This is a genomic window from Salmonella sp. SAL00672 (assembly GCF_046552175.1).
In the GTDB taxonomy this organism is placed as follows: domain Bacteria; phylum Pseudomonadota; class Gammaproteobacteria; order Enterobacterales; family Enterobacteriaceae; genus Salmonella; species Salmonella enterica.
The window spans coordinates 82517-101842 of the sequence record NZ_JBGDUQ010000012.1; the positions used below are offsets into that span (position 1 = coordinate 82517).

At 53.1% G+C, this 19326-nt stretch carries 17 protein-coding genes; 12 read left to right on the top strand and 5 right to left on the bottom strand.

Features of this window, described 5'->3' with window-relative positions; all coding sequences use genetic code 11:
* Positions 1 to 29: 29 nt before the first annotated feature.
* Positions 30 to 545: an outer membrane protein OmpX gene (gene ompX, locus ACLJTG_RS21050; protein WP_000716763.1), complete on the bottom strand. Its 516-nt coding sequence runs from the start codon at positions 543 to 545 to the stop codon at positions 30 to 32.
* Between the two features lie 353 nt (positions 546 to 898).
* Here ompX and rhtA point away from each other — a divergent pair, with 353 nt between their 5' ends.
* The 6 genes from rhtA to ybiO all read left to right on the top strand — a co-directional run bounded on the left by rhtA (position 899) and on the right by ybiO (position 7680).
* The gene (rhtA, locus tag ACLJTG_RS21055) at positions 899 to 1786 is read left to right on the top strand and encodes a threonine/homoserine exporter RhtA (RefSeq protein ID WP_103133142.1); all 888 of its coding nucleotides are present in this window, start codon (positions 899 to 901) and stop codon (positions 1784 to 1786) included.
* Positions 1787 to 2088: 302 nt separating this feature from the next.
* Positions 2089 to 2592, top strand: coding sequence for a DNA starvation/stationary phase protection protein Dps (dps, locus tag ACLJTG_RS21060; RefSeq protein ID WP_000100805.1), 504 nt, complete (start codon positions 2089 to 2091; stop codon positions 2590 to 2592).
* A 476-nt stretch (positions 2593 to 3068) separates the two neighbouring features.
* Complete coding sequence (gene glnH / locus ACLJTG_RS21065) at positions 3069 to 3815, top strand: glutamine ABC transporter substrate-binding protein GlnH (protein WP_000838671.1); 747 nt, start codon at positions 3069 to 3071, stop codon at positions 3813 to 3815.
* Positions 3816 to 3960: 145 nt separating this feature from the next.
* Positions 3961 to 4620 carry a glutamine ABC transporter permease GlnP gene (gene glnP / locus ACLJTG_RS21070; RefSeq protein ID WP_001159076.1) on the top strand — a complete coding sequence of 220 codons (660 nt, stop codon included), beginning with the start codon at positions 3961 to 3963 and terminating at the stop codon, positions 4618 to 4620.
* The gene (gene glnQ, locus ACLJTG_RS21075; RefSeq protein ID WP_000569093.1) at positions 4617 to 5339 is read left to right on the top strand and encodes a glutamine ABC transporter ATP-binding protein GlnQ; all 723 of its coding nucleotides are present in this window, start codon (positions 4617 to 4619) and stop codon (positions 5337 to 5339) included. Before glnP ends, glnQ begins: the two co-directional genes overlap by 4 nt.
* Positions 5340 to 5457: 118 nt before the next feature.
* A complete protein-coding gene (gene ybiO / locus ACLJTG_RS21080; RefSeq protein ID WP_079977290.1) occupies positions 5458 to 7680 on the top strand; it encodes a mechanosensitive channel protein in 2223 nt (740 codons plus the stop codon).
* Here ybiO and rlmF read toward each other — a convergent pair.
* Positions 7677 to 8603 carry a 23S rRNA (adenine(1618)-N(6))-methyltransferase RlmF gene (gene rlmF / locus ACLJTG_RS21085; protein ID WP_001275964.1) on the bottom strand — a complete coding sequence of 309 codons (927 nt, stop codon included), beginning with the start codon at positions 8601 to 8603 and terminating at the stop codon, positions 7677 to 7679. The two genes, ybiO and rlmF, sit on opposite strands and share 4 nt — an antisense overlap.
* Before the next feature lie 204 nt (positions 8604 to 8807).
* Here rlmF and ACLJTG_RS21090 point away from each other — a divergent pair, with 204 nt between their 5' ends.
* Together ACLJTG_RS21090 and ybiJ are read left to right on the top strand one after the other, a co-directional pair.
* The gene (locus tag ACLJTG_RS21090; protein WP_000146330.1) at positions 8808 to 9074 is read left to right on the top strand and encodes a DksA/TraR family C4-type zinc finger protein; all 267 of its coding nucleotides are present in this window, start codon (positions 8808 to 8810) and stop codon (positions 9072 to 9074) included.
* Positions 9075 to 9358: 284 nt separating this feature from the next.
* Positions 9359 to 9619 carry a DUF1471 family protein YbiJ gene (gene ybiJ, locus ACLJTG_RS21095; RefSeq protein ID WP_000849089.1) on the top strand — a complete coding sequence of 87 codons (261 nt, stop codon included), beginning with the start codon at positions 9359 to 9361 and terminating at the stop codon, positions 9617 to 9619.
* A gap of 155 nt (positions 9620 to 9774) precedes the next feature.
* Here ybiJ and ybiB read toward each other — a convergent pair whose 3' ends face one another.
* The 3 genes from ybiB to rhlE all read right to left on the bottom strand — a co-directional run bounded on the left by ybiB (position 9775) and on the right by rhlE (position 14492).
* Entirely contained in the window at positions 9775 to 10749 is a 975-nt protein-coding gene (ybiB, locus tag ACLJTG_RS21100; protein WP_000386477.1) for a DNA-binding protein YbiB, read from the bottom strand.
* Positions 10750 to 10778: 29 nt separating this feature from the next.
* Entirely contained in the window at positions 10779 to 12923 is a 2145-nt protein-coding gene (dinG, locus tag ACLJTG_RS21105) for an ATP-dependent DNA helicase DinG (protein WP_001218630.1), read from the bottom strand.
* A 207-nt stretch (positions 12924 to 13130) separates the two neighbouring features.
* Entirely contained in the window at positions 13131 to 14492 is a 1362-nt protein-coding gene (gene rhlE, locus ACLJTG_RS21110; RefSeq protein ID WP_000007052.1) for an ATP-dependent RNA helicase RhlE, read from the bottom strand.
* Between the two features lie 229 nt (positions 14493 to 14721).
* Here rhlE and cecR point away from each other — a divergent pair, with 229 nt between their 5' ends.
* The 4 genes from cecR to ACLJTG_RS21130 are packed head-to-tail and all read left to right on the top strand — an operon-like array spanning position 14722 to position 19243.
* Positions 14722 to 15396, top strand: coding sequence for a transcriptional regulator CecR (cecR, locus tag ACLJTG_RS21115; RefSeq protein ID WP_001025254.1), 675 nt, complete (start codon positions 14722 to 14724; stop codon positions 15394 to 15396).
* On the top strand, positions 15396 to 16391 hold the full coding sequence (hlyD, locus tag ACLJTG_RS21120; protein ID WP_000743436.1) for a secretion protein HlyD: 996 nt from the start codon (positions 15396 to 15398) through the stop codon (positions 16389 to 16391). Before cecR ends, hlyD begins: the two co-directional genes overlap by 1 nt.
* Positions 16384 to 18120: an ATP-binding cassette domain-containing protein gene (locus ACLJTG_RS21125; protein ID WP_001287623.1), complete on the top strand. Its 1737-nt coding sequence runs from the start codon at positions 16384 to 16386 to the stop codon at positions 18118 to 18120. Before hlyD ends, ACLJTG_RS21125 begins: the two co-directional genes overlap by 8 nt.
* Positions 18113 to 19243, top strand: coding sequence for an ABC transporter permease (locus ACLJTG_RS21130; protein ID WP_085416829.1), 1131 nt, complete (start codon positions 18113 to 18115; stop codon positions 19241 to 19243). Before ACLJTG_RS21125 ends, ACLJTG_RS21130 begins: the two co-directional genes overlap by 8 nt.
* The last annotated feature ends 83 nt before the right edge of the window (positions 19244 to 19326 follow it).

Below are 19326 nucleotides of genomic sequence, written 5' to 3' on the forward strand. Positions count from 1 at the left end.
AGGCGGATTTTTCATTTTCACCGACGTGATTAGAAGCGGTAACCTACGCCAGCAATCCAGGTGCCAACGTCAACGCTACGAATACGGCTCTGCTCGTAAGAGAAGTCCAGAGCAACATTTTCCATCGGGTTGAATTGCAGACCAGCGCCATAGGAGAAGCCATAATCGCTGGTGTCATGTTTGTAGGTTGGGTAATCGGTCGTCTGGAATTTACCGTAACCCACACCGACTACACCGTAGATGCTCGCCCAATCGTTCAGACGGTAAGCCGGGCCGGCAGTGATGCCGTAGTACTGACCTTTGTTGTAATCGCCCGCACCGTTAGTACGATCTTTTTCGGTGTAGGTGAAGGAACCGATTACGCCCAGCGGGTTATCGTCCTGCTCGTAACGATACTTCAGGTTAAAACCGCTCATTTTATTCGCTACGCCCTGCGCGTCGCTCTGAGCGTAACCACCGGTAACGGTAGAAGTAGCAGCTACTGCAGTACCTGCGGAAAAAGCCAGAACAGCGGCCAGTGCTGAAAGACATGCAATTTTTTTCATAACCACCTCAAATGTGCTTCAAGTAAGTCCTAAGTTTTAAATATATCAAAAATTAATGGGAAACTCTTTGCGATTCACGGTGTCTAAGGGCGCCTTTCATGTAACAGAACGTTTCCATATCGCGCTATCTTATTCAATTAACATCACTTTTCCGGCTGATTGCACCAATAATGCGTGTGCGACGCGATACATTCATCCAGATTATTCCTAAACCAACAGTCTATTTATCCATCAATTTAAGTTCATTTTATGGAATCCTGGAAATTTTTTTTCAACGAATCCTCAACCGCCGCGGGGAATTTCCATTACACTGCCACCTTTACTCGTACTGACATTTTTTGACAGGAGAAAGGATGCCGGGGTCAACACGTAAACTACCAGTCTGGTTGCCCATTTTGGTTTTGCTCATTGCCATGTCCTCTATTCAGAGTGGCGCTTCACTGGCGAAATCGTTATTTCCTCTTGTCGGCGCGCCGGGCGTAACGGCGCTTCGTCTGGCGTTGGGAACGCTTATCCTTATCGCCTTTTTCAAACCCTGGCGTTTGTGTTTTGCCAAAGAGCAGCGGCTGCCTTTACTGTTTTATGGTCTGTCGCTGGGCGGGATGAACTATCTATTCTATCTGTCGATTCAGACGGTGCCGTTGGGTATTGCGGTCGCGCTGGAATTTACCGGTCCTCTGGCGGTCGCGCTGTTTTCATCCCGGCGGCCGGTAGATTTTATTTGGGTCGTACTGGCTGTGCTTGGGCTCTGGTTCCTGCTGCCATTAGGGCAAGATATGTCTCACGTCGATCTTACCGGGGCCGCGTTAGCGCTCGGCGCTGGCGCCTGTTGGGCTGTCTATATTCTTACCGGCCAGCGAGCAGGCGCGGAACATGGTCCGGCCACGGTGGCGGTAGGCTCGCTGATTGCCGCCATCATTTTCGTGCCGATTGGCGCAGTTCAGGCTGGCGACGCGCTATGGCACTGGTCGATTCTTCCCTTAGGGTTAGCGGTCGCTGTGCTTTCTACGGCACTGCCTTATTCACTGGAAATGATTGCGCTGACGCGCCTGCCAACCCGCACCTTCGGTACGCTGATGAGCATGGAACCCGCGCTGGCCGCCGTTTCCGGGATGATTTTTCTGGGCGAAACGCTTACGGGCATACAGATCCTGGCCCTGTGCGCCATCATTGCCGCCTCAATGGGTTCTACCCTAACGATTCGCCGCGAACCGCAAATTAAACAAGTTGACGTAAAATAGTTTCTTATTCTGCATGATGTGCATAATCATGCAGAATATCACCTCGTTATTCACCTTTTATTATCGCGCTATTACTTCGTCATTTTTTGTCATATTTTTTCTCATTTTTTACATTAAAATGAGAATTATTACCCACCAAACAAAAAACCTGCCTAACTAATTGATTTATAATCAAAATAAATATTAAATCTTGTCTGTACTATTAAAGTGATAGGTAAATTCAAAAAAGCAAAGTTAAAAACCGGTGCTATACTTATTTTCGTTAATTACCTGGGACACAAACATCAAGAGGATATGAGATTATGAGTACCGCTAAACTGGTAAAAACAAAAGCGTCTAATCTGCTTTATACCCGTAACGATGTATCAGAGAGCGATAAAAAAGCGACGGTTGAGTTGCTTAATCGTCAGGTGATCCAGTTCATTGACCTGTCGCTGATCACGAAACAGGCCCACTGGAACATGCGCGGTGCTAACTTTATTGCCGTTCATGAGATGCTGGATGGCTTCCGTACCGCACTGACCGATCATCTGGATACTATGGCCGAGCGCGCCGTACAGCTTGGCGGTGTGGCGTTAGGCACCACGCAAGTTATCAACAGCAAAACTCCACTGAAAAGCTATCCGCTCGACATCCATAACGTGCAGGATCACTTAAAAGAACTGGCCGATCGCTACGCTGTTGTCGCTAATGATGTTCGCAAAGCTATCGGTGAAGCCAAAGATGAAGACACTGCCGATATCTTTACCGCCGCATCACGCGACCTCGATAAATTCCTGTGGTTTATCGAATCCAACATCGAATAAATCTATCTCTACCCTGAATACTTCGAGTTGCAGGAAGGTACAAACGCAGCGAATCCGCAGAAGCCTGACTTCCGTCGGTCACTGAAGCGAACGCACCTGCAACTTGATGTACACAGGTATATAAGTCATCCCTATACCCCTGCCTGGCACAGGGGTTTTGCACTTAAATAGTGCACACGTCTTGTACTCCCCTCCGATAAAAGTGAATTATTTGTAATAATTACATCACACAATCGTTAATTAAAGATTGTTTTAACAACAATTTTTACGCTAAATAGACCCTGTATCTCTACTTTGTTATTCATGCACTAAATCAGTGCCCCAAAACGGTGCGGCATACTGGTTTTGCCCGACTTATTGTGCACAGGAATGATTGACGCTTCTGTTAAAACAATGAGTTACATAATTGGCATGATTTTTTCATTACGCTACATGTTCTCGCAGGGGATCGCCCCGTGGATAGAAAAGGAAATGCTATGAAGTCTCTATTAAAAGTTTCACTGGCTGCACTTACCCTGGCTTTTGCGGTGTCTTCGCACGCCGCGGATAAGAAACTCGTTGTGGCAACCGATACGGCGTTCGTTCCGTTTGAATTTAAACAGGGCGACAAATACGTCGGTTTTGATGTTGATCTGTGGGACGCTATCGCGAAAGAACTGAAGCTGGACTACACCCTGAAACCGATGGATTTCAGCGGCATTATTCCGGCATTACAAACCAAAAATATCGATCTGGCGCTGGCGGGTATTACGATTACGGACGAGCGTAAAAAAGCGATCGACTTTTCCGATGGCTATTACAAAAGCGGTCTGCTCGTGATGGTGAAAGCCAACAATAACGATATTAAAAGCGTTAAAGACCTCGATGGCAAAGTCGTTGCCGTGAAGAGCGGAACCGGGTCGGTGGATTACGCGAAAGCGAATATCAAAACCAAAGACCTGCGTCAGTTCCCGAACATTGATAACGCGTACATGGAATTAGGCACCAACCGCGCAGACGCCGTTCTGCACGATACGCCGAACATCCTGTACTTTATCAAAACCGCAGGCAACGGCCAGTTCAAGGCGGTAGGCGAATCGCTGGAAGCACAGCAATACGGAGTTGCCTTCCCGAAAGGCAGCGATGAACTGCGCGAGAAAGTCAACGGCGCGCTGAAAACGCTGCGTGAGAATGGCACCTATAACGAAATCTACAAAAAATGGTTCGGTACAGAACCTAAATAAAACGACCTGATGTTGGCTTGTGGCCCGGTAGTGAGGACGCTCACCGGGCCTACAGCTCTTTTCCGTGACGGATAAGACACTTTCACGCCATTTCCGCACCGGATAGAGCATTTGACTATTTACACCACGGTAACAGGAACGACATATGCAGTTTGACTGGAGCGCCATCTGGCCCGCCATTCCGCTTTTACTTGAGGGCGCTAAAATGACCCTGTGGATCTCGGTCCTCGGTCTGGCTGGCGGCCTGGTTATTGGACTGGCGGCAGGTTTTGCCCGTACGTTTGGCGGCTGGTTCGCCAACCACATCGCCCTGGTTTTCATTGAAATTATTCGCGGCACGCCCATCGTTGTCCAGGTCATGTTTATCTACTTTGCCCTGCCGATGGCATTTAATGATTTGCGTATTGATCCATTCAGCGCAGCGGTCGTGACAATTATGATTAACTCCGGCGCTTATATCGCGGAAATTACTCGTGGCGCAGTACTATCCATTCACAAAGGTTTTCGCGAAGCGGGTCTGGCGCTGGGCCTTTCTCGCCGGGAAACCATCCGCCATGTTATTTTACCGCTTGCTCTGCGCCGTATGCTGCCGCCGCTGGGCAATCAGTGGATCATTAGCATCAAAGACACCTCGTTGTTTATTGTTATCGGCGTAGCCGAGCTGACCCGTCAGGGCCAGGAAATTATTGCCGGTAACTTTCGCGCCCTGGAAATCTGGAGCGCCGTGGCCGTCTTCTATTTGATCATTACGCTGGTGCTGAGCTTTATTTTGCGTCGTCTTGAAAGAAGGATGAAAATCCTGTGATTGAATTTAAAAACGTCTCCAAGCACTTTGGCCCCACCCAGGTGCTACATAACATTGATTTAAACATCCGTCAGGGCGAAGTGGTTGTGATTATCGGCCCTTCCGGTTCGGGTAAATCCACGTTATTACGCTGTATCAATAAACTGGAAGAGATCACCTCCGGCGATCTGATTGTCGATGGTCTGAAAGTCAACGATCCTAAAGTAGACGAACGGCTGATTCGCCAGGAAGCCGGCATGGTGTTTCAACAGTTTTATCTGTTCCCGCATCTGACCGCGCTCGAAAACGTGATGTTCGGTCCTCTGCGCGTGCGCGGCGTAAAGAAAGAAGAAGCGGAAAAACAGGCGAAAGCTCTGTTAGCGAAAGTTGGACTGGCGGAACGGGCGCACCACTACCCCTCCGAGCTTTCCGGAGGTCAACAACAGCGCGTCGCCATTGCCCGAGCGCTGGCAGTGAAGCCGAAAATGATGCTCTTTGACGAGCCAACCTCCGCTCTGGACCCTGAACTGCGCCATGAAGTGCTGAAAGTCATGCAGGATCTGGCGGAAGAAGGCATGACCATGGTCATTGTCACTCACGAAATCGGCTTTGCCGAAAAAGTCGCCTCACGGCTGATTTTTATCGATAAAGGCCGTATTGCCGAAGATGGCAGTCCGCAGGCGTTGATCGAAAACCCGCCAAGCCCACGTTTACAGGAATTTTTACAGCACGTCTCCTGAGATATCGCCCTTCCAGCCCTGCGGCAGGAAGGGCATCATGGAATAGTCCCATTTCATTTTCCCTCCCCTGCGCCATCTATACTTAGTGTTTTGCGTCTCTTTTCTCACTGGAGGAGTCATGCGGTGGACCCTGTTCATCCTTTTTTGTCTACTGGGCGCGCCTGCCCATGCGGTCGCCATACCCGGCGTGACCACGGGGACATCAACCAGCCAGCAAGCAGCGCCAGAGCCCAGTCCTGAACAAAAAAAAGCGGCCTATGCGGCCCTGGCTGACGTACTGGAGAACGAGGCTTCACGTAACGAATTGATAGCGCAACTCCGCGAAGCCTCAACCACGCCGCCGACCGAGCCGGCGCCAGCGCTTGTGCCGCCTGCGGCCAAAGATGAGAAAACGGTACTGGAGAACGTCACCACCGTTACCCGTCAGTACGGCGATGCTTTCGCTACCCGTTTCGCCCAGCTTTATCGCAACATCACCGATGCGCCGCACAAGCCATTTAACTCGCAAACCTTCACCAACGCGTTAACCCACTTTTTATTTCTGGCCGCCGCGGTATTTGGTTTTTATAGCGTGATACGGCTTTGCGCCCTGCCGTTATATCGAAAAATGGGCCTGTGGGCGCGCAAGAAAAACCGTGAACGCAGCAACTGGTTACAGCTCCCGGCGATGATCGTCGGCGCGTTTATTATCGACCTGCTGCTACTGGCGCTCACCTTATTTATCGGTCAGATGCTCAGTGATAATTTCCATGCGGGAAGTCGAACTATCGCTTTTCAGCAAAGCCTGTTCCTGAATGCCTTCGCGCTGATAGAGTTCTTTAAAGCGATTCTGCGGCTTATTTTTTGCCCTAATGTACCGGAATTACGCCCATTCGCGATTCAGGATGCGACAGCGCGTTACTGGAATCGCCGTATGAGTTCCCTTAGCAGTTTGATTGGCTATGGGCTAATTGTTGCCGTTCCGATTATTTCCAACCAGGTGAATGTTCAGGTTGGCGCGATGGCTAATGTGGCGATCATGCTCTGCATCACCATCTGGGCGCTGTACCTGATCTTTAAAAACAAAGCGGAGATTACGCAACATTTATTAAGTCTGGCGGAACGATCATTAGCCTTTTTTAGCCTGTTTATCCGCGCCTTTGCGCTGGTGTGGCACTGGCTGGCCAGCGCTTACTTTATCGTGCTGTTTTTCTTCTCGTTATTCGACCCAGGCAATAGCCTGAAGTTTATGATGGGCGCGACCGTGCGCAGTCTGGCGATTATTGGCATCGCGGCGTTTATCTCCGGTATGTTTACCCGCTGGATAGCGAAAACCATCACCCTGTCGCCCCATACGCAGCGCAACTACCCGGAATTACAAAAGCGGCTTAACGGCTGGCTCTCCTCAGCGCTAAAAGTCGCACGCTTTTTGACCGTCTGCGTCGCCGTTATGCTGTTGCTCAACGCCTGGGGATTATTCGATTTCTGGCACTGGCTACATTATGGCGCGGGGGAAAAGATGGTCGATATCCTCATCCGTATCGCGTTAATCTTATTCTTCTCCGCCGTGGGATGGACGATTCTCGCCAGTCTGATTGAGAATCGCCTGGCCTCCGATATTCATGGCCGCCCGCTACCCAGCGCCCGCACGCGCACGCTGCTGACGCTGTTCCGCAATGCGCTGGCAGTGATTATCAGTACCATAACCATCATGATCGTGTTATCGGAAATCGGCGTCAATATCGCGCCATTGCTGGCTGGCGCAGGGGCGTTAGGTCTGGCTATCTCTTTCGGTTCGCAAACCCTGGTGAAAGATATTATCACCGGCGTCTTTATTCAGTTTGAAAACGGGATGAATACCGGCGACTTAGTCACCATAGGCCCGCTGACGGGGACGGTCGAAAGAATGTCGATTCGTTCCGTCGGCGTGCGGCAGGATACCGGGGCATACCATATTATCCCGTGGTCCTCGATCACCACTTTCGCCAACTTTGTGCGCGGTATCGGCTCTGTTGTCGCCAACTATGACGTGGATCGCCATGAGGATGCGGATAAAGCGAATCAGGCGCTGAAAGACGCGGTAACGGCGCTGATGGAGACGGAGGATATTCGCGGGCTGATTATCGGCGAACCCACGTTCGCCGGTATTGTCGGTTTAACGAACACGGCGTTTACTTTACGCGTGTCGTTCACCACGCTACCGCTCAAGCAGTGGACGGTGCGTTTTGCCCTTGATAGCCAGGTGAAAAAGCATTTTGATCTGGCCAATGTGCGCGCGCCGGTGCAAACGTATCAGGTTCTACCCGCCCCCGCCGGCGGCCCGTCGCCTGATTCACTGCCGCCGCGCGAACCGACGATTTAGCGTTTACGGGTGATAAAACGGCGACGCTGGTCGTCATCCATAAAGGTCCAGGCAATAAAGCGGCTTTGCTTTTGCCCCTGGGCCATCTCTTTTTTCACCACTTTCACCGCGCCAGCCTCCGTCAACGCCCGGTAAAGCGGCGGTAAATTCTCGCCGCGCGACACCAACGTCGTAAACCACAACACCTGACGGCGGAAGGTTTGGCTTTCAGCAATCATTTTTTTAATAAAGGCGACTTCGCCGCCTTCGCACCATAGCTCCTGCTGTTGACCGCCAAAGTTCAGCGCATCATCTTTATTCTGCCCCAAATTGCGGCGCTTACGCTCGCTGCCCGCGCGGGCTGCGGCGGCGGAGTCGTGAAAAGGCGGGTTACAAAGCGTTGCGTCATAAAATTCATTTTTATGAATGATACCGGTAAAAATGGCCGCCGGATCTTTTTGCCGACGCAGACGAATGGCGCGGCTTAACCCCGTATTAGCCTGAATGATAGCCTGCGCGCTGGACATCGCTGCGTCGCTGACTTCACTACCGGTAAATCGCCAGCCATATTCATGGACGCCGATAAGCGGATAAATACAATTGGCGCCCACGCCCACGTCCAGAATAGTTGCCTGCGCCGGAATACTCCCTGTCGTTTCGCCAAGCAGATCCGCCAGATGATGGATATAATCCGCACGACCAGGCACCGGCGGACATAAAAACCCTGGCGGAATGTCCCAGTGTGTGACGGCATAAAAATGCGCCAGCAATGCCTTATTGAGCGCTTTTACCGCTTGCGGATTAGCAAAATCAACGCTCTGTTCACCGGCGGGCGTGCGGATAAGAAAGGACGTCAATTCCGGCGTGGTCTGACACAGTGCGGCGAGATCATAACGGTGTTGATGGCGGTTGCGCGGGTGTAACCCCGGTTTCTGGGCGGACATGGCATTCTCCTTTTAGCAGCGGCGTAAGATACCCGTATAACGCCACGGGGTAAATATACCACCGCGAATTCCCTGCCTCGCTCGTTTGATCGGCTCTCTGAATGACATTGGCTCTGCTCATGGTCTGAAAAGGCCGCGCGATGCGATTTTTTCGCCTGACGGCGCTACACTTAACCTCAGGTACCCTAAAATCAGGAGAGCGTGATGGCATCCGGCTGGGCAAATGACGACGCAGTGAATGAACAAATCAACAATACCATTGAAGATGCCGTTGCCCGCGCTCGCGGCGAACTTCCCCACGGCGAAAGTCGCGATGAATGCGAATCTTGCGGCGATCCTATCCCTGAAGCGCGGCGTAAAGCCGTGCCGGGCGTTCGGTTATGCATAGCCTGCCAACAGGAGAAAGATTTACATAACGCAACATTTTCAGGATATAATCGTAGAGGTTCAAAAGACAGCCAGTTACGCTGACTTTTCTTTACCGAAACCGCCAGTATTATCCATTCCTTTACGCTCATGCTTTTTAGCGTTCTGCGTCGCAGAATGTGCCGTTAACCTCGACTCTGTAAAGCCAGATGACAAGAAAGGTAAATTCAACCGTTGAATTAATTAATAATCAATAGGTTATTTGTCATTCAAAAATTTTGAGCAAGGCAGTCAATTCTATTCGATTTTATCTTTCGCAAAAAACCGTGATACTCATCACATCGACGGAACATCGTCCCATAAACAGAATAACCTGCGAGAGATTAATCATGAAAACCATTAAATATGCTGTTGCAGCCATCGCGCTTTCCACCCTTTCTTTTGGCGCTTTTGCCGCAGAACCGGTTAGCGCGTCTCAGACGCAAAACCTGCATAAAATCGGCGTAGTGTCTGCCGATGGCGCCACCACGCTGGATGGCCTGGAAGCTAAACTGGCTGAAAAAGCCGCCGCTGCTGGCGCAAGCGCTTATAACATCACCTCCGCCGTAGGTAATGACAAAATGAGCGGCACTGCGGTGATTTATAAATAATTTACCTGCCCGCCAGATTTCAGGCTGTAACATCGCTGTTGTTTGAATTCTGACGGGTATTACCCTCGTCTGTTTGCCAACAGACCCACTGCTCCAACCCTCATTAACCCTGTTTGTTACCCTTATTTGCCCGTCCGCCACTGGACGGGCTTTTTTTATTCGCTAAAAGCCTGTTCGACGCGCGCAAGCCCGTCTTCTAACGTCGCCGCCTCTCCCGTCGCAACCAGACAACAGGCCATTTGCGTTTTTAATGATTGCGGCACCGGCTCGTGGCCGGCAAGGCAGCGCTCAATCCAGCGCGCGGTGATTTCAGGATCTTTAGTCGCAGGCAGTGAAAGCGGCTCGTCGTACGTGTCGCTCTGGCGCTCATGCAGTACCTGCACGCCGCGGCTATCAATCAGGCTAATTTGCGGACAGCGTTGCGGGTTGGCATAGACTTCGCCTTCGGTACCATGCATCAGCAAAGCCCGCCCGCCAATGCGGCTAAAAAAGGTCGCCACACGCGGAACATATTCAGGATGAGAAACGCTTGATAAACGCAGCGCGGCATCCTCAGCAAATGGCGTCGCCAGCTTGGCCAGTGAATGCGCGCTGTTACGCACGCCCATCCGCCAGCGCATCGCCAGCTGTTTTTCCAGCGGCGGGCAGAGCGCGCTCACCGGGATAAACACCGGCTGGCGCCCGTCCAGTTTGGCCTGCGCTTGTCCACCGTGTAGGGTGGGGATAATCCCCATCAGCTCAAATATAGTTTCCGTCAGTACACGGGTCGGATCTTCACTGACGCCGTGTACTACGACTGGGAAGCCCAATTTATGCAGCAGGATAGCCAGCAGCGGCGTTAAATTCGCCTGTTTACGCGCGCCGTTATAGCTGGGAATAACGACCGGCAACGGCCTATCTGCGGGCGGTGTCAGTTTGATGGTATGATTCTGCATGGCTTCATAAAAGCCCAGCATTTCGGCTTCGCCTTCGCCTTTAATACGCAGCGCCATCAATATACTGCCCATTTCCAGGTCGGGGATGTCGCCATTCAGCATTCGGGTATACAAACCGCGCGCGGTATCCAGATCCAGATCGCGGGCGTGATTTTTACCTCGCCCGATCTCTTTGATGATCTTGCGATAATCCATTGAAAGCTCCTTGAAGTGTGCTCACAGCATTAACGCCGTCGGCGGCGTGCAGGTTTTGCTTTTGGTTTTACTATAACGTCTGGCACAGCAGGCTGCTCTATCGGAAAAACAGGTAAGGCATTCAGTAAACGCTGTCCGTAGTTTTTGGTCAACAACCGCTTATCATAAATGACCACTTCTCCCCGACAGGCATGGCTACGGATCAATCGCCCTACCTGCTGAATTAAATTAAAAGACGCGCTTGGTAAACTTTGTACCTCAAACGGATAACGATTCAGGCTTTTTAGCCATTCGCCTTCGGTGATCACGACCGGGCTGTCGATCGGCGGGAAGGCAATTTTATGGATATGGACCTGCGTCAGCAGCTCGCCTTTAAGATCCAGCCCTTCGGCAAAAGACTGAAGCCCAACCAGCACGCTACGTTCGCCGCTCTCCACCCGTTTACGGTGCAGCTCCACCAGCCGGTAACGCGGCTGGTCGCCCTGGACCAGGAGGAGTAAGCGTACATCAGCGACATGCTCCAGAAAACGCTGCATCGCCCGCCCGCTGGCGAACAGTACCAGCATACCATGATGTTTTTTGCTCTCCAGTTGCTCGCGAAAATAGGCCGCCATTTCGGCAATATGCTGCTCTTCGTTATCAATAGTGGGTTCGTAGCGCATTTGAGGAATCACCAGTTTCCCCTGTTCCACATGATTAAACGGCGAATCCAGCGCCACAAAGCGGTCGCCGGCTTTTTCTTTTAAGCCGCTCATTTCCTGCAGGCGCGAAAAGCTATTGAGCGAGCGCAGTGTCGCCGAGGTGACAATAATGTGCGGTACGCTGCGCCATAACAATCTTTCCAGCTGATCGCTGACGCGGATACCGACACAATGGAACCAGACGTGGAGTTGCCCTTCGCGTATTTCACGCGTCGCCCATTTGGACACCGGCGCGCCTGAAGACTGCGCCATCGAAGCCAGCCGCCATAATTTACTTTGCGCCTCGAACATTCCCAGCGCCCGGTTCATCTGTAAAATCACCCGATGCAAACGCACAATATCGTGCGACCCGGTTTTTTCGCTGAGATCGTTGAGAAAGGATTCCGCCAGCCCACGCAACGTCTCGGTCAGCTTCGCCAGTCGCTGGCAGATTTCCATGACCTCATCAGGCAACTCGCCCATTGCAAAACGGTGCTCCGCCTCCTGCGCTGCGGGCATATACAGATTAAGAATGGCATTGAGCGAGGCGATCAGTTCGTATACCTCCTCGCAATGGGCGTTAAGTCGCTCAGGATTCGCTAACGGCGGCGTGGTCTTAGGGCGAAATTGCTCCATGCAGGTCGCCACCAGTTTGCTGAACAGATCCAGTTGCAAGCGATACCAGGAGGCGGTAATTTCCGCGCTCATCTCCAGCGCATCGCGAGCGACATCGGGCAGATGATGACCTTCATCCAGTACCAACAGCAGATGCTTTGGTTCCGGCAGTACGGCTTCACTTTCCATCGCCGCCATTACCAGCGCGTGATTCGCCACCACGACTTCCGCTTCCTGTATTTCACGTCGGGCGACAAAGAATGGACATTCGCGGTAATAGTGACAGTTGCGGTTCAGACAACTGGCTTTATCGGTACTTAATCGCCGCCACAGATCGTCGTCAATAGCAATGTCGGTATGATCCCGCAGACCATCCCATTTGTAACCGTCAAGATCCCCTTTCAGCCTGGCGCAGCGCTTTTGCTCTTCTTGGTTGTTAGGCGTCAGTTCGTCATCAAGAAAGGCGAGCAGATCCTGCTGCGTAGGCTCGCTACTGGCGAGCGCCGCCAGGTTTCGCGGACACACGTAACGCCCGCGGCCAAAGGCGGCGGTAAAGCGCAGATCGGGGATGATTTTTCGTAGCAGCGGCAAATCCTTGCTAAAGATCTGATCCTGTAACGCCACGTTAGCGGTACTGACCACCAGTGTTTTTTGCTCTTCCCGGGCAATGGCGATACCGGGAATAAGATAGGAGAGGGTTTTCCCGACGCCGGTCGGCGCTTCAATAGCCAGATGTCTCCCTTCTTCCCCGGCCAGCGTTCTGGCGACGTCAGCAATCATCTGCCGCTGCGGCGCACGGGGAATAAAGTCGGGAATCTGGTCCTGAAGCGCCTTATACCAGGCGGCGATTTGCGCTTTCAGCGCAGCGGTCAATGCCATGAGAAAACCTGAAGTACTGTATAAACAGCCACTATTGTGGCACATTTCAGGGGCGGGAAGTACCTTTTTTGCCGGTTCTGGAAGGCGGCTCGCAACGCGATGTGTATTTTGCCGGATGACGGTGCAAGCACCTTACCCGGCCTACGTATTTGCATAGTCCGTAGGCCCGGTAAGCGTCGCGCTACCGGGCATGTTGCCGGATAAAATTTACTGGGCAGGCGTGATTCTGCGCGGGCGACGCGGCGGACGTGCTTTGTCGCCAGCGGGTTTCCCCTCGCCTGTGCGCGGTTTTGGTTTCGCCTTCGCCGCCCCGCTATCCTGACGTCGCGGCTGCTGACTGCGCCCCGCTCCCCCCTGATTTTGTCCGCGTCCACGACCGCCGCCGCCGCGCTGCTGACGACCGTTCTGAATCGGCTCCGCTTTAATCAACGGGTCCGGCTCATAGCCCGGCGTCGTAATGCGTGGGATCTCTTTTTTCAGCAATTTTTCGATATCACGCAACAGTTTATGCTCGTCAACACAGACCAGCGACAGCGCCTCGCCAGTTGCCGCCGCGCGACCGGTACGGCCAATACGGTGTACATAATCTTCCGGCACGTTCGGCAGTTCATAGTTGACCACGTGCGGCAGCTCTTCAATATCCAGACCACGCGCCGCAATATCCGTCGCCACCAGCACGCGAATATCGCCGGATTTAAAATCGGCCAGCGCGCGGGTACGTGCGCCCTGCGATTTATTACCGTGGATCGCCGCGCTGCGAATACCGTCTTTATTAAGCTGTTCCGCCAGATGGTTCGCGCCATGCTTGGTGCGGGTGAAGACCAACACCTGCTGCCAGTTGCCCTGGCCAATCATCTGCGACAACAGTTCACGTTTGCGTTTTTTATCGACAAAGTGCACGTGCTGCGTCACCTGCTCTGAGGCCGTGTTGCGGCGCGCCACTTCGATTTCCAGCGGGTTGCGTAACAGCTTTTCGGCAAGCGCTTTGATGTCGTCGGAGAACGTGGCGGAGAACAGCAGATTCTGACGCTTCGCCGGCAGTTTCGCCAGCACGCGACGAATGTCGTGAATGAAGCCCATATCCAGCATACGGTCGGCTTCATCCAGTACCAGAATCTCAATCTGATCCAGCTTCACGGCATTTTGATGTTCCAGGTCGAGCAGACGTCCCGGCGTCGCCACCAGCACATCCACGCCGCCGCGCAGTTTCATCATCTGCGGATTGATGCTTACGCCGCCAAATACCACCAGCGAGCGAATGTTGAGATATTTACTGTAATCTCTGACGTTTTCGCCAATTTGCGCCGCCAGCTCGCGGGTTGGCGTGAGGATCAACGCGCGCACCGGGCGACGACCTTTAGCGTGCGGCTGATGGGTAATCAGATGCTGCAACAATGGCAGGGTAAAACCCGCCGTTTTACCGGTTCCGGTCTGAGCGCTGGCCATCAGATCGCGGCCTTCCAGCACGGCGGGAATCGCCTGTTGCTGAATAGGGGTAGGTTCACGGTAACCCTGCTCGGCAATGGCGCGCAGGATATCAGGGTTTAATCCCAGGGAATCAAAAGACATAACTACTCCGGACCGCCCCGACCGTTGCCGGTGTAGTTTTCAGGGAGATGCTCAAATTTGGAATGACAAAAACCACAATGTCATGAAGGGGCGGAGTGTAGCAGTTTTTGTGATGCGGCGCATAAATTATCCCGGAAGGTAGCAAAGACAAATTAATCGACCACACTGGACAAGTACCATTATGAGTCATAGTCTTAATCAATCGATTGATTAAGACTTAGGGCGTGTGATGAATATTCCCACCACGACCACCAAGGGCGAGCAGGCGAAAAGTCAGCTCATTGCCGCCGCGCTGGCGCAGTTTGGCGAGTATGGCCTCCATGCCACCACGCGCGATATCGCCGCGCTGGCGGGGCAAAATATTGCCGCCATTACTTACTATTTCGGCTCAAAAGAGGATTTATACCTCGCCTGCGCCCAGTGGATTGCCGATTTTCTTGGCGAAAAATTTCGCCCGCATGCTGAAAAAGCGGAGCGTCTGTTTAGCCAGCCTGCCCCTGACCGGGACGCCATACGCGAACTCATTCTGCTCGCCTGCAAGAACATGATTATGCTGCTGACGCAGGAAGACACCGTTAACCTGAGCAAATTTATTTCACGCGAGCAGCTCTCTCCCACGTCGGCCTATCAATTGGTCCATGAACAGGTTATCGATCCGTTGCACACCCATCTGACAAGATTGGTTGCCGCTTATACCGGCTGCGACGCCAATGATACGCGCATGATTTTGCATACCCATGCCTTACTGGGCGAAGTGCTGGCGTTCCGTCTCGGCAAAGAAACTATTCTGTTACGTACCGGCTGGCCGCAGTTTGATGAAGAAAAAGCGGAGCTGATTTACCAGACGGTAACCTGCCACATCGATCTTATTCTGCACGGTTTAACGCAAAGGAGTCTGGACTGATGAAAAAACCTGTCGTTATCGGACTGGCAATCGCAGCGATCGTCGCTGTGATTGCCGGTGGAACCTGGTGGTATCAAAGTCGGCAGGACGATGGGCTGACGCTATACGGTAATGTCGATATCCGTACCGTCAATATCAGCTTTCGCGTCGGCGGCAGGCTGGCGTCGCTGAATGTTGATGAAGGCGATACTATCAAAGCCGGACAGGTGCTCGGCGAACTGGATCACGCGCCATACGAAAACGCGCTAATGCAGGCGAAAGCTGGCGTGTCGGTCGCGCAGGCGCAATATGATTTGATGCTGGCAGGCTATCGCGATGAAGAGATAGCCCAGGCCGCCGCCGCCGTCAGACAGGCGCAAGCCGCCTATGACTACGCACAAAACTTTTATAACCGTCAGCAAGGATTGTGGAAAAGCCGCACCATTTCCGCTAACGATCTGGAAAATGCCCGCTCATCGCGCGATCAGGCGCAGGCGACGCTGAAGTCCGCGCAGGATAAACTGAGCCAGTACCGTACCGGTAATCGTGAACAGGATATCGCCCAGGCGAAAGCCAGTCTGGAACAGGCAAAGGCCCAACTGGCGCAGGCGCAGCTTGATTTGCAGGACACCACGCTTATCGCGCCTGCCAACGGAACCTTGCTCACCCGCGCGGTCGAGCCTGGCAGTATGCTGAACGCCGGCAGCACGGTATTAACACTCTCGCTGACCCGCCCCGTCTGGGTGCGCGCCTATGTCGATGAACGCAACCTCAGTCAGACGCAACCGGGGCGCGACATTCTGTTGTATACCGATGGACGTCCTGACAAACCTTACCACGGCAAGATTGGTTTCGTTTCCCCCACCGCGGAATTTACGCCGAAAACCGTCGAAACGCCGGATCTGCGTACCGATCTCGTCTATCGCCTGCGCATTATCGTCACCGATGCGGACGATGCGTTACGCCAGGGGATGCCAGTCACGGTGAAATTTAATGACGAGGCACGGCATGAGTGAGGCCGTTATTACGCTGAACGGTCTGACGAAGCGCTTTGCGGGAATGGATAAACCCGCCGTCGCGCCGCTCGACTGTACCATTCATTCCGGTTATGTCACCGGGCTGGTAGGGCCGGACGGCGCAGGAAAAACCACGCTGATGCGTATGCTGGCGGGCCTGCTCAAAGCCGATGGCGGCAGCGCGTCCGTATTGGGCTTCGACCCGATACAAAACGACAGCGAGCTGCACGCGGTTCTGGGCTATATGCCGCAGAAATTCGGTCTGTATGAAGATCTTACCGTCATGGAGAACCTTAATCTCTATGCCGATTTACGCAGCGTTACCGGCGAGATACGGGAAAAGACCTTTGCTCGTTTGTTGGAATTTACCGCCCTCGGCCCTTTCACTGGCCGTCTGGCGGGGAAATTGTCCGGCGGGATGAAGCAAAAACTGGGGCTGGCCTGTACGCTGGTCGGCGAACCGAAAGTGCTGCTGTTGGATGAACCGGGCGTTGGCGTTGACCCGATTTCACGGCGCGAGTTGTGGCAAATGGTCCACGAACTGGCGGGCGACGGGATGCTGATTTTATGGAGCACCTCCTATCTGGATGAAGCCGAACAGTGTCGCGATGTGCTGCTGATGAATGAAGGCGAGCTGCTCTATCAGGGCGAACCTAAAGCGCTGACGCAAACGATGGCCGGTCGTAGCTTTCTGATGAGCAGTCCACAGGAAAACAACCGTAAGTTGCTACAGAGAGCGCTCAGACTGCCGCAGGTGAGCGACGGCATGATTCAGGGACGTTCGGTACGCCTGATCCTGAAAAAAGAGGCGACCGCAGCAGATATTCGTCAGGCCGAAGGAATGCCGGAAATCACCCTCAATGAGACCGCGCCGCGCTTCGAAGATGCGTTTATCGATCTGCTTGGCGGAGCGGGAACCTCGGAGTCTCCGCTGGGTTCAATCCTGCATACGGTTGAAGGCACTGCCGGCGAAACGGTGATTGAAGCGCAGGAACTGACGAAAAAATTTGGCGATTTCGCGGCCACGGACCATGTTAATTTCGTCGTACAGCGCGGCGAGATTTTTGGCCTGCTCGGCCCGAACGGCGCGGGTAAATCAACCACCTTTAAAATGATGTGCGGCCTGCTGGTGCCGACGTCCGGCAAGGCGCTGGTGCTGGATATGGACCTGAAAGTCAGCTCCGGCAAAGCCCGTCAGCATCTGGGCTATATGGCGCAAAAATTTTCGCTTTACGGCAACCTGACGGTTGAGCAGAACCTGCGTTTTTTCTCCGGCGTCTACGGTTTGCGGGGCCGCGCGCAAAATGAAAAAATTCAGCGCATGAGTGAAGCGTTTGGTCTGAAAAGCATCGCGTCGCATCCCACCGATGCGCTGCCGCTGGGCTTTAAACAGCGACTGGCGCTGGCCTGCTCGCTGATGCACGAACCGGATATTTTATTCCTTGATGAACCAACGTCCGGGGTTGATCCCCTCACCCGCCGTGAATTTTGGCTGCATATTAATAGCATGGTGGAAAAAGGGGTCACGGTAATGGTGACGACCCACTTTATGGATGAGGCGGAATATTGCGATCGCATCGGACTGGTTTATCGCGGGAAGCTTATCGCCAGCGGTACGCCGGACGATCTCAAAGCGCAGGCCGCCGATGAGCAACAGGCCGATCCAACGATGGAGCAGGCCTTTATCACTCTCATCAATGACTGGGATAAGGAGCATACGCATGAGTAAGTCTCTCTCCTGGCGCCGCGTGCGTGCGTTGTGCGTCAAAGAGACGCGCCAGATCGTGCGCGATCCCAGTAGCTGGCTGATTGCGGTGGTGATCCCGCTGCTGTTGCTGTTTATTTTTGGTTACGGCATTAACCTCGACTCCAGCAAACTGCGGGTGGGGATTCTGCTTGAACAACAAAGCCAGGAGGCGCTGGATTTCACTCATGCGATGACCGGTTCACCCTATATCGACGCGACCATTAGCGATAACCGCCATGAATTAATTGAAAAAATGCAGGCCGGACGCATTCGCGGACTGGTGGTGATTCCGGTGGATTTCGCGCAGCAAATGGCGCGCAACGGTGACAGCGCGCCGATTCAGGTGATTACCGACGGCAGCGAGCCAAACACCGCCAACTTCGTTCAGGGTTATGTGGAAGGCATCTGGCAAATCTGGCAACAGCAGCGGGCGGAAGATCGCGGCGACACCTTTGAACCGCTCATCGACGTCCAGACGCGCTACTGGTTTAACCCGGCGGCGATCAGTCAGCATTTTATTATTCCCGGGGCGGTGACCATTATCATGACGGTAATTGGCGCAATCCTCACCTCGCTGGTCGTTGCCCGCGAATGGGAACGCGGCACGATGGAGGCGCTGCTCTCAACCGAAGTGACGCGTGTTGAACTGCTGCTGTGTAAGCTTATTCCCTATTACTTTCTCGGTATGCTGGCGATGCTGCTCTGTATGCTGGTATCGGTGTTTATTCTCGGCGTGCCGTATCGCGGTTCGCTGGTGATTCTGTTTATCATCACCAGTCTGTTTTTACTGAGTACGCTGGGGATGGGGCTGTTGATTTCCACCATCACTCGCAACCAGTTTAACGCCGCGCAGGTGGCGCTGAACGCCGCCTTTTTGCCCTCGATTATGCTGTCCGGATTTATCTTCCAGATAGACAGTATGCCTGCGGTGATCCGCGCGGTGACCTATATTATTCCGGCGCGCTATTTTGTCAGCACCCTGCAAAGTCTGTTTCTGGCCGGCAATATTCCGGTCGTGTTAGGCGTTAACGTACTGTTTTTAATCGCCTCGGCGGTGATGTTTATTGGCCTGACGTGGCTAAAAACCAAACGACGGCTGGATTAAATATGTGTATGGATAATTGTCGTCGTAGGCCGGATAAGGCGCTCACGCCGCCATCCGGCATTATGCCTGATGCGCTTTGCTTA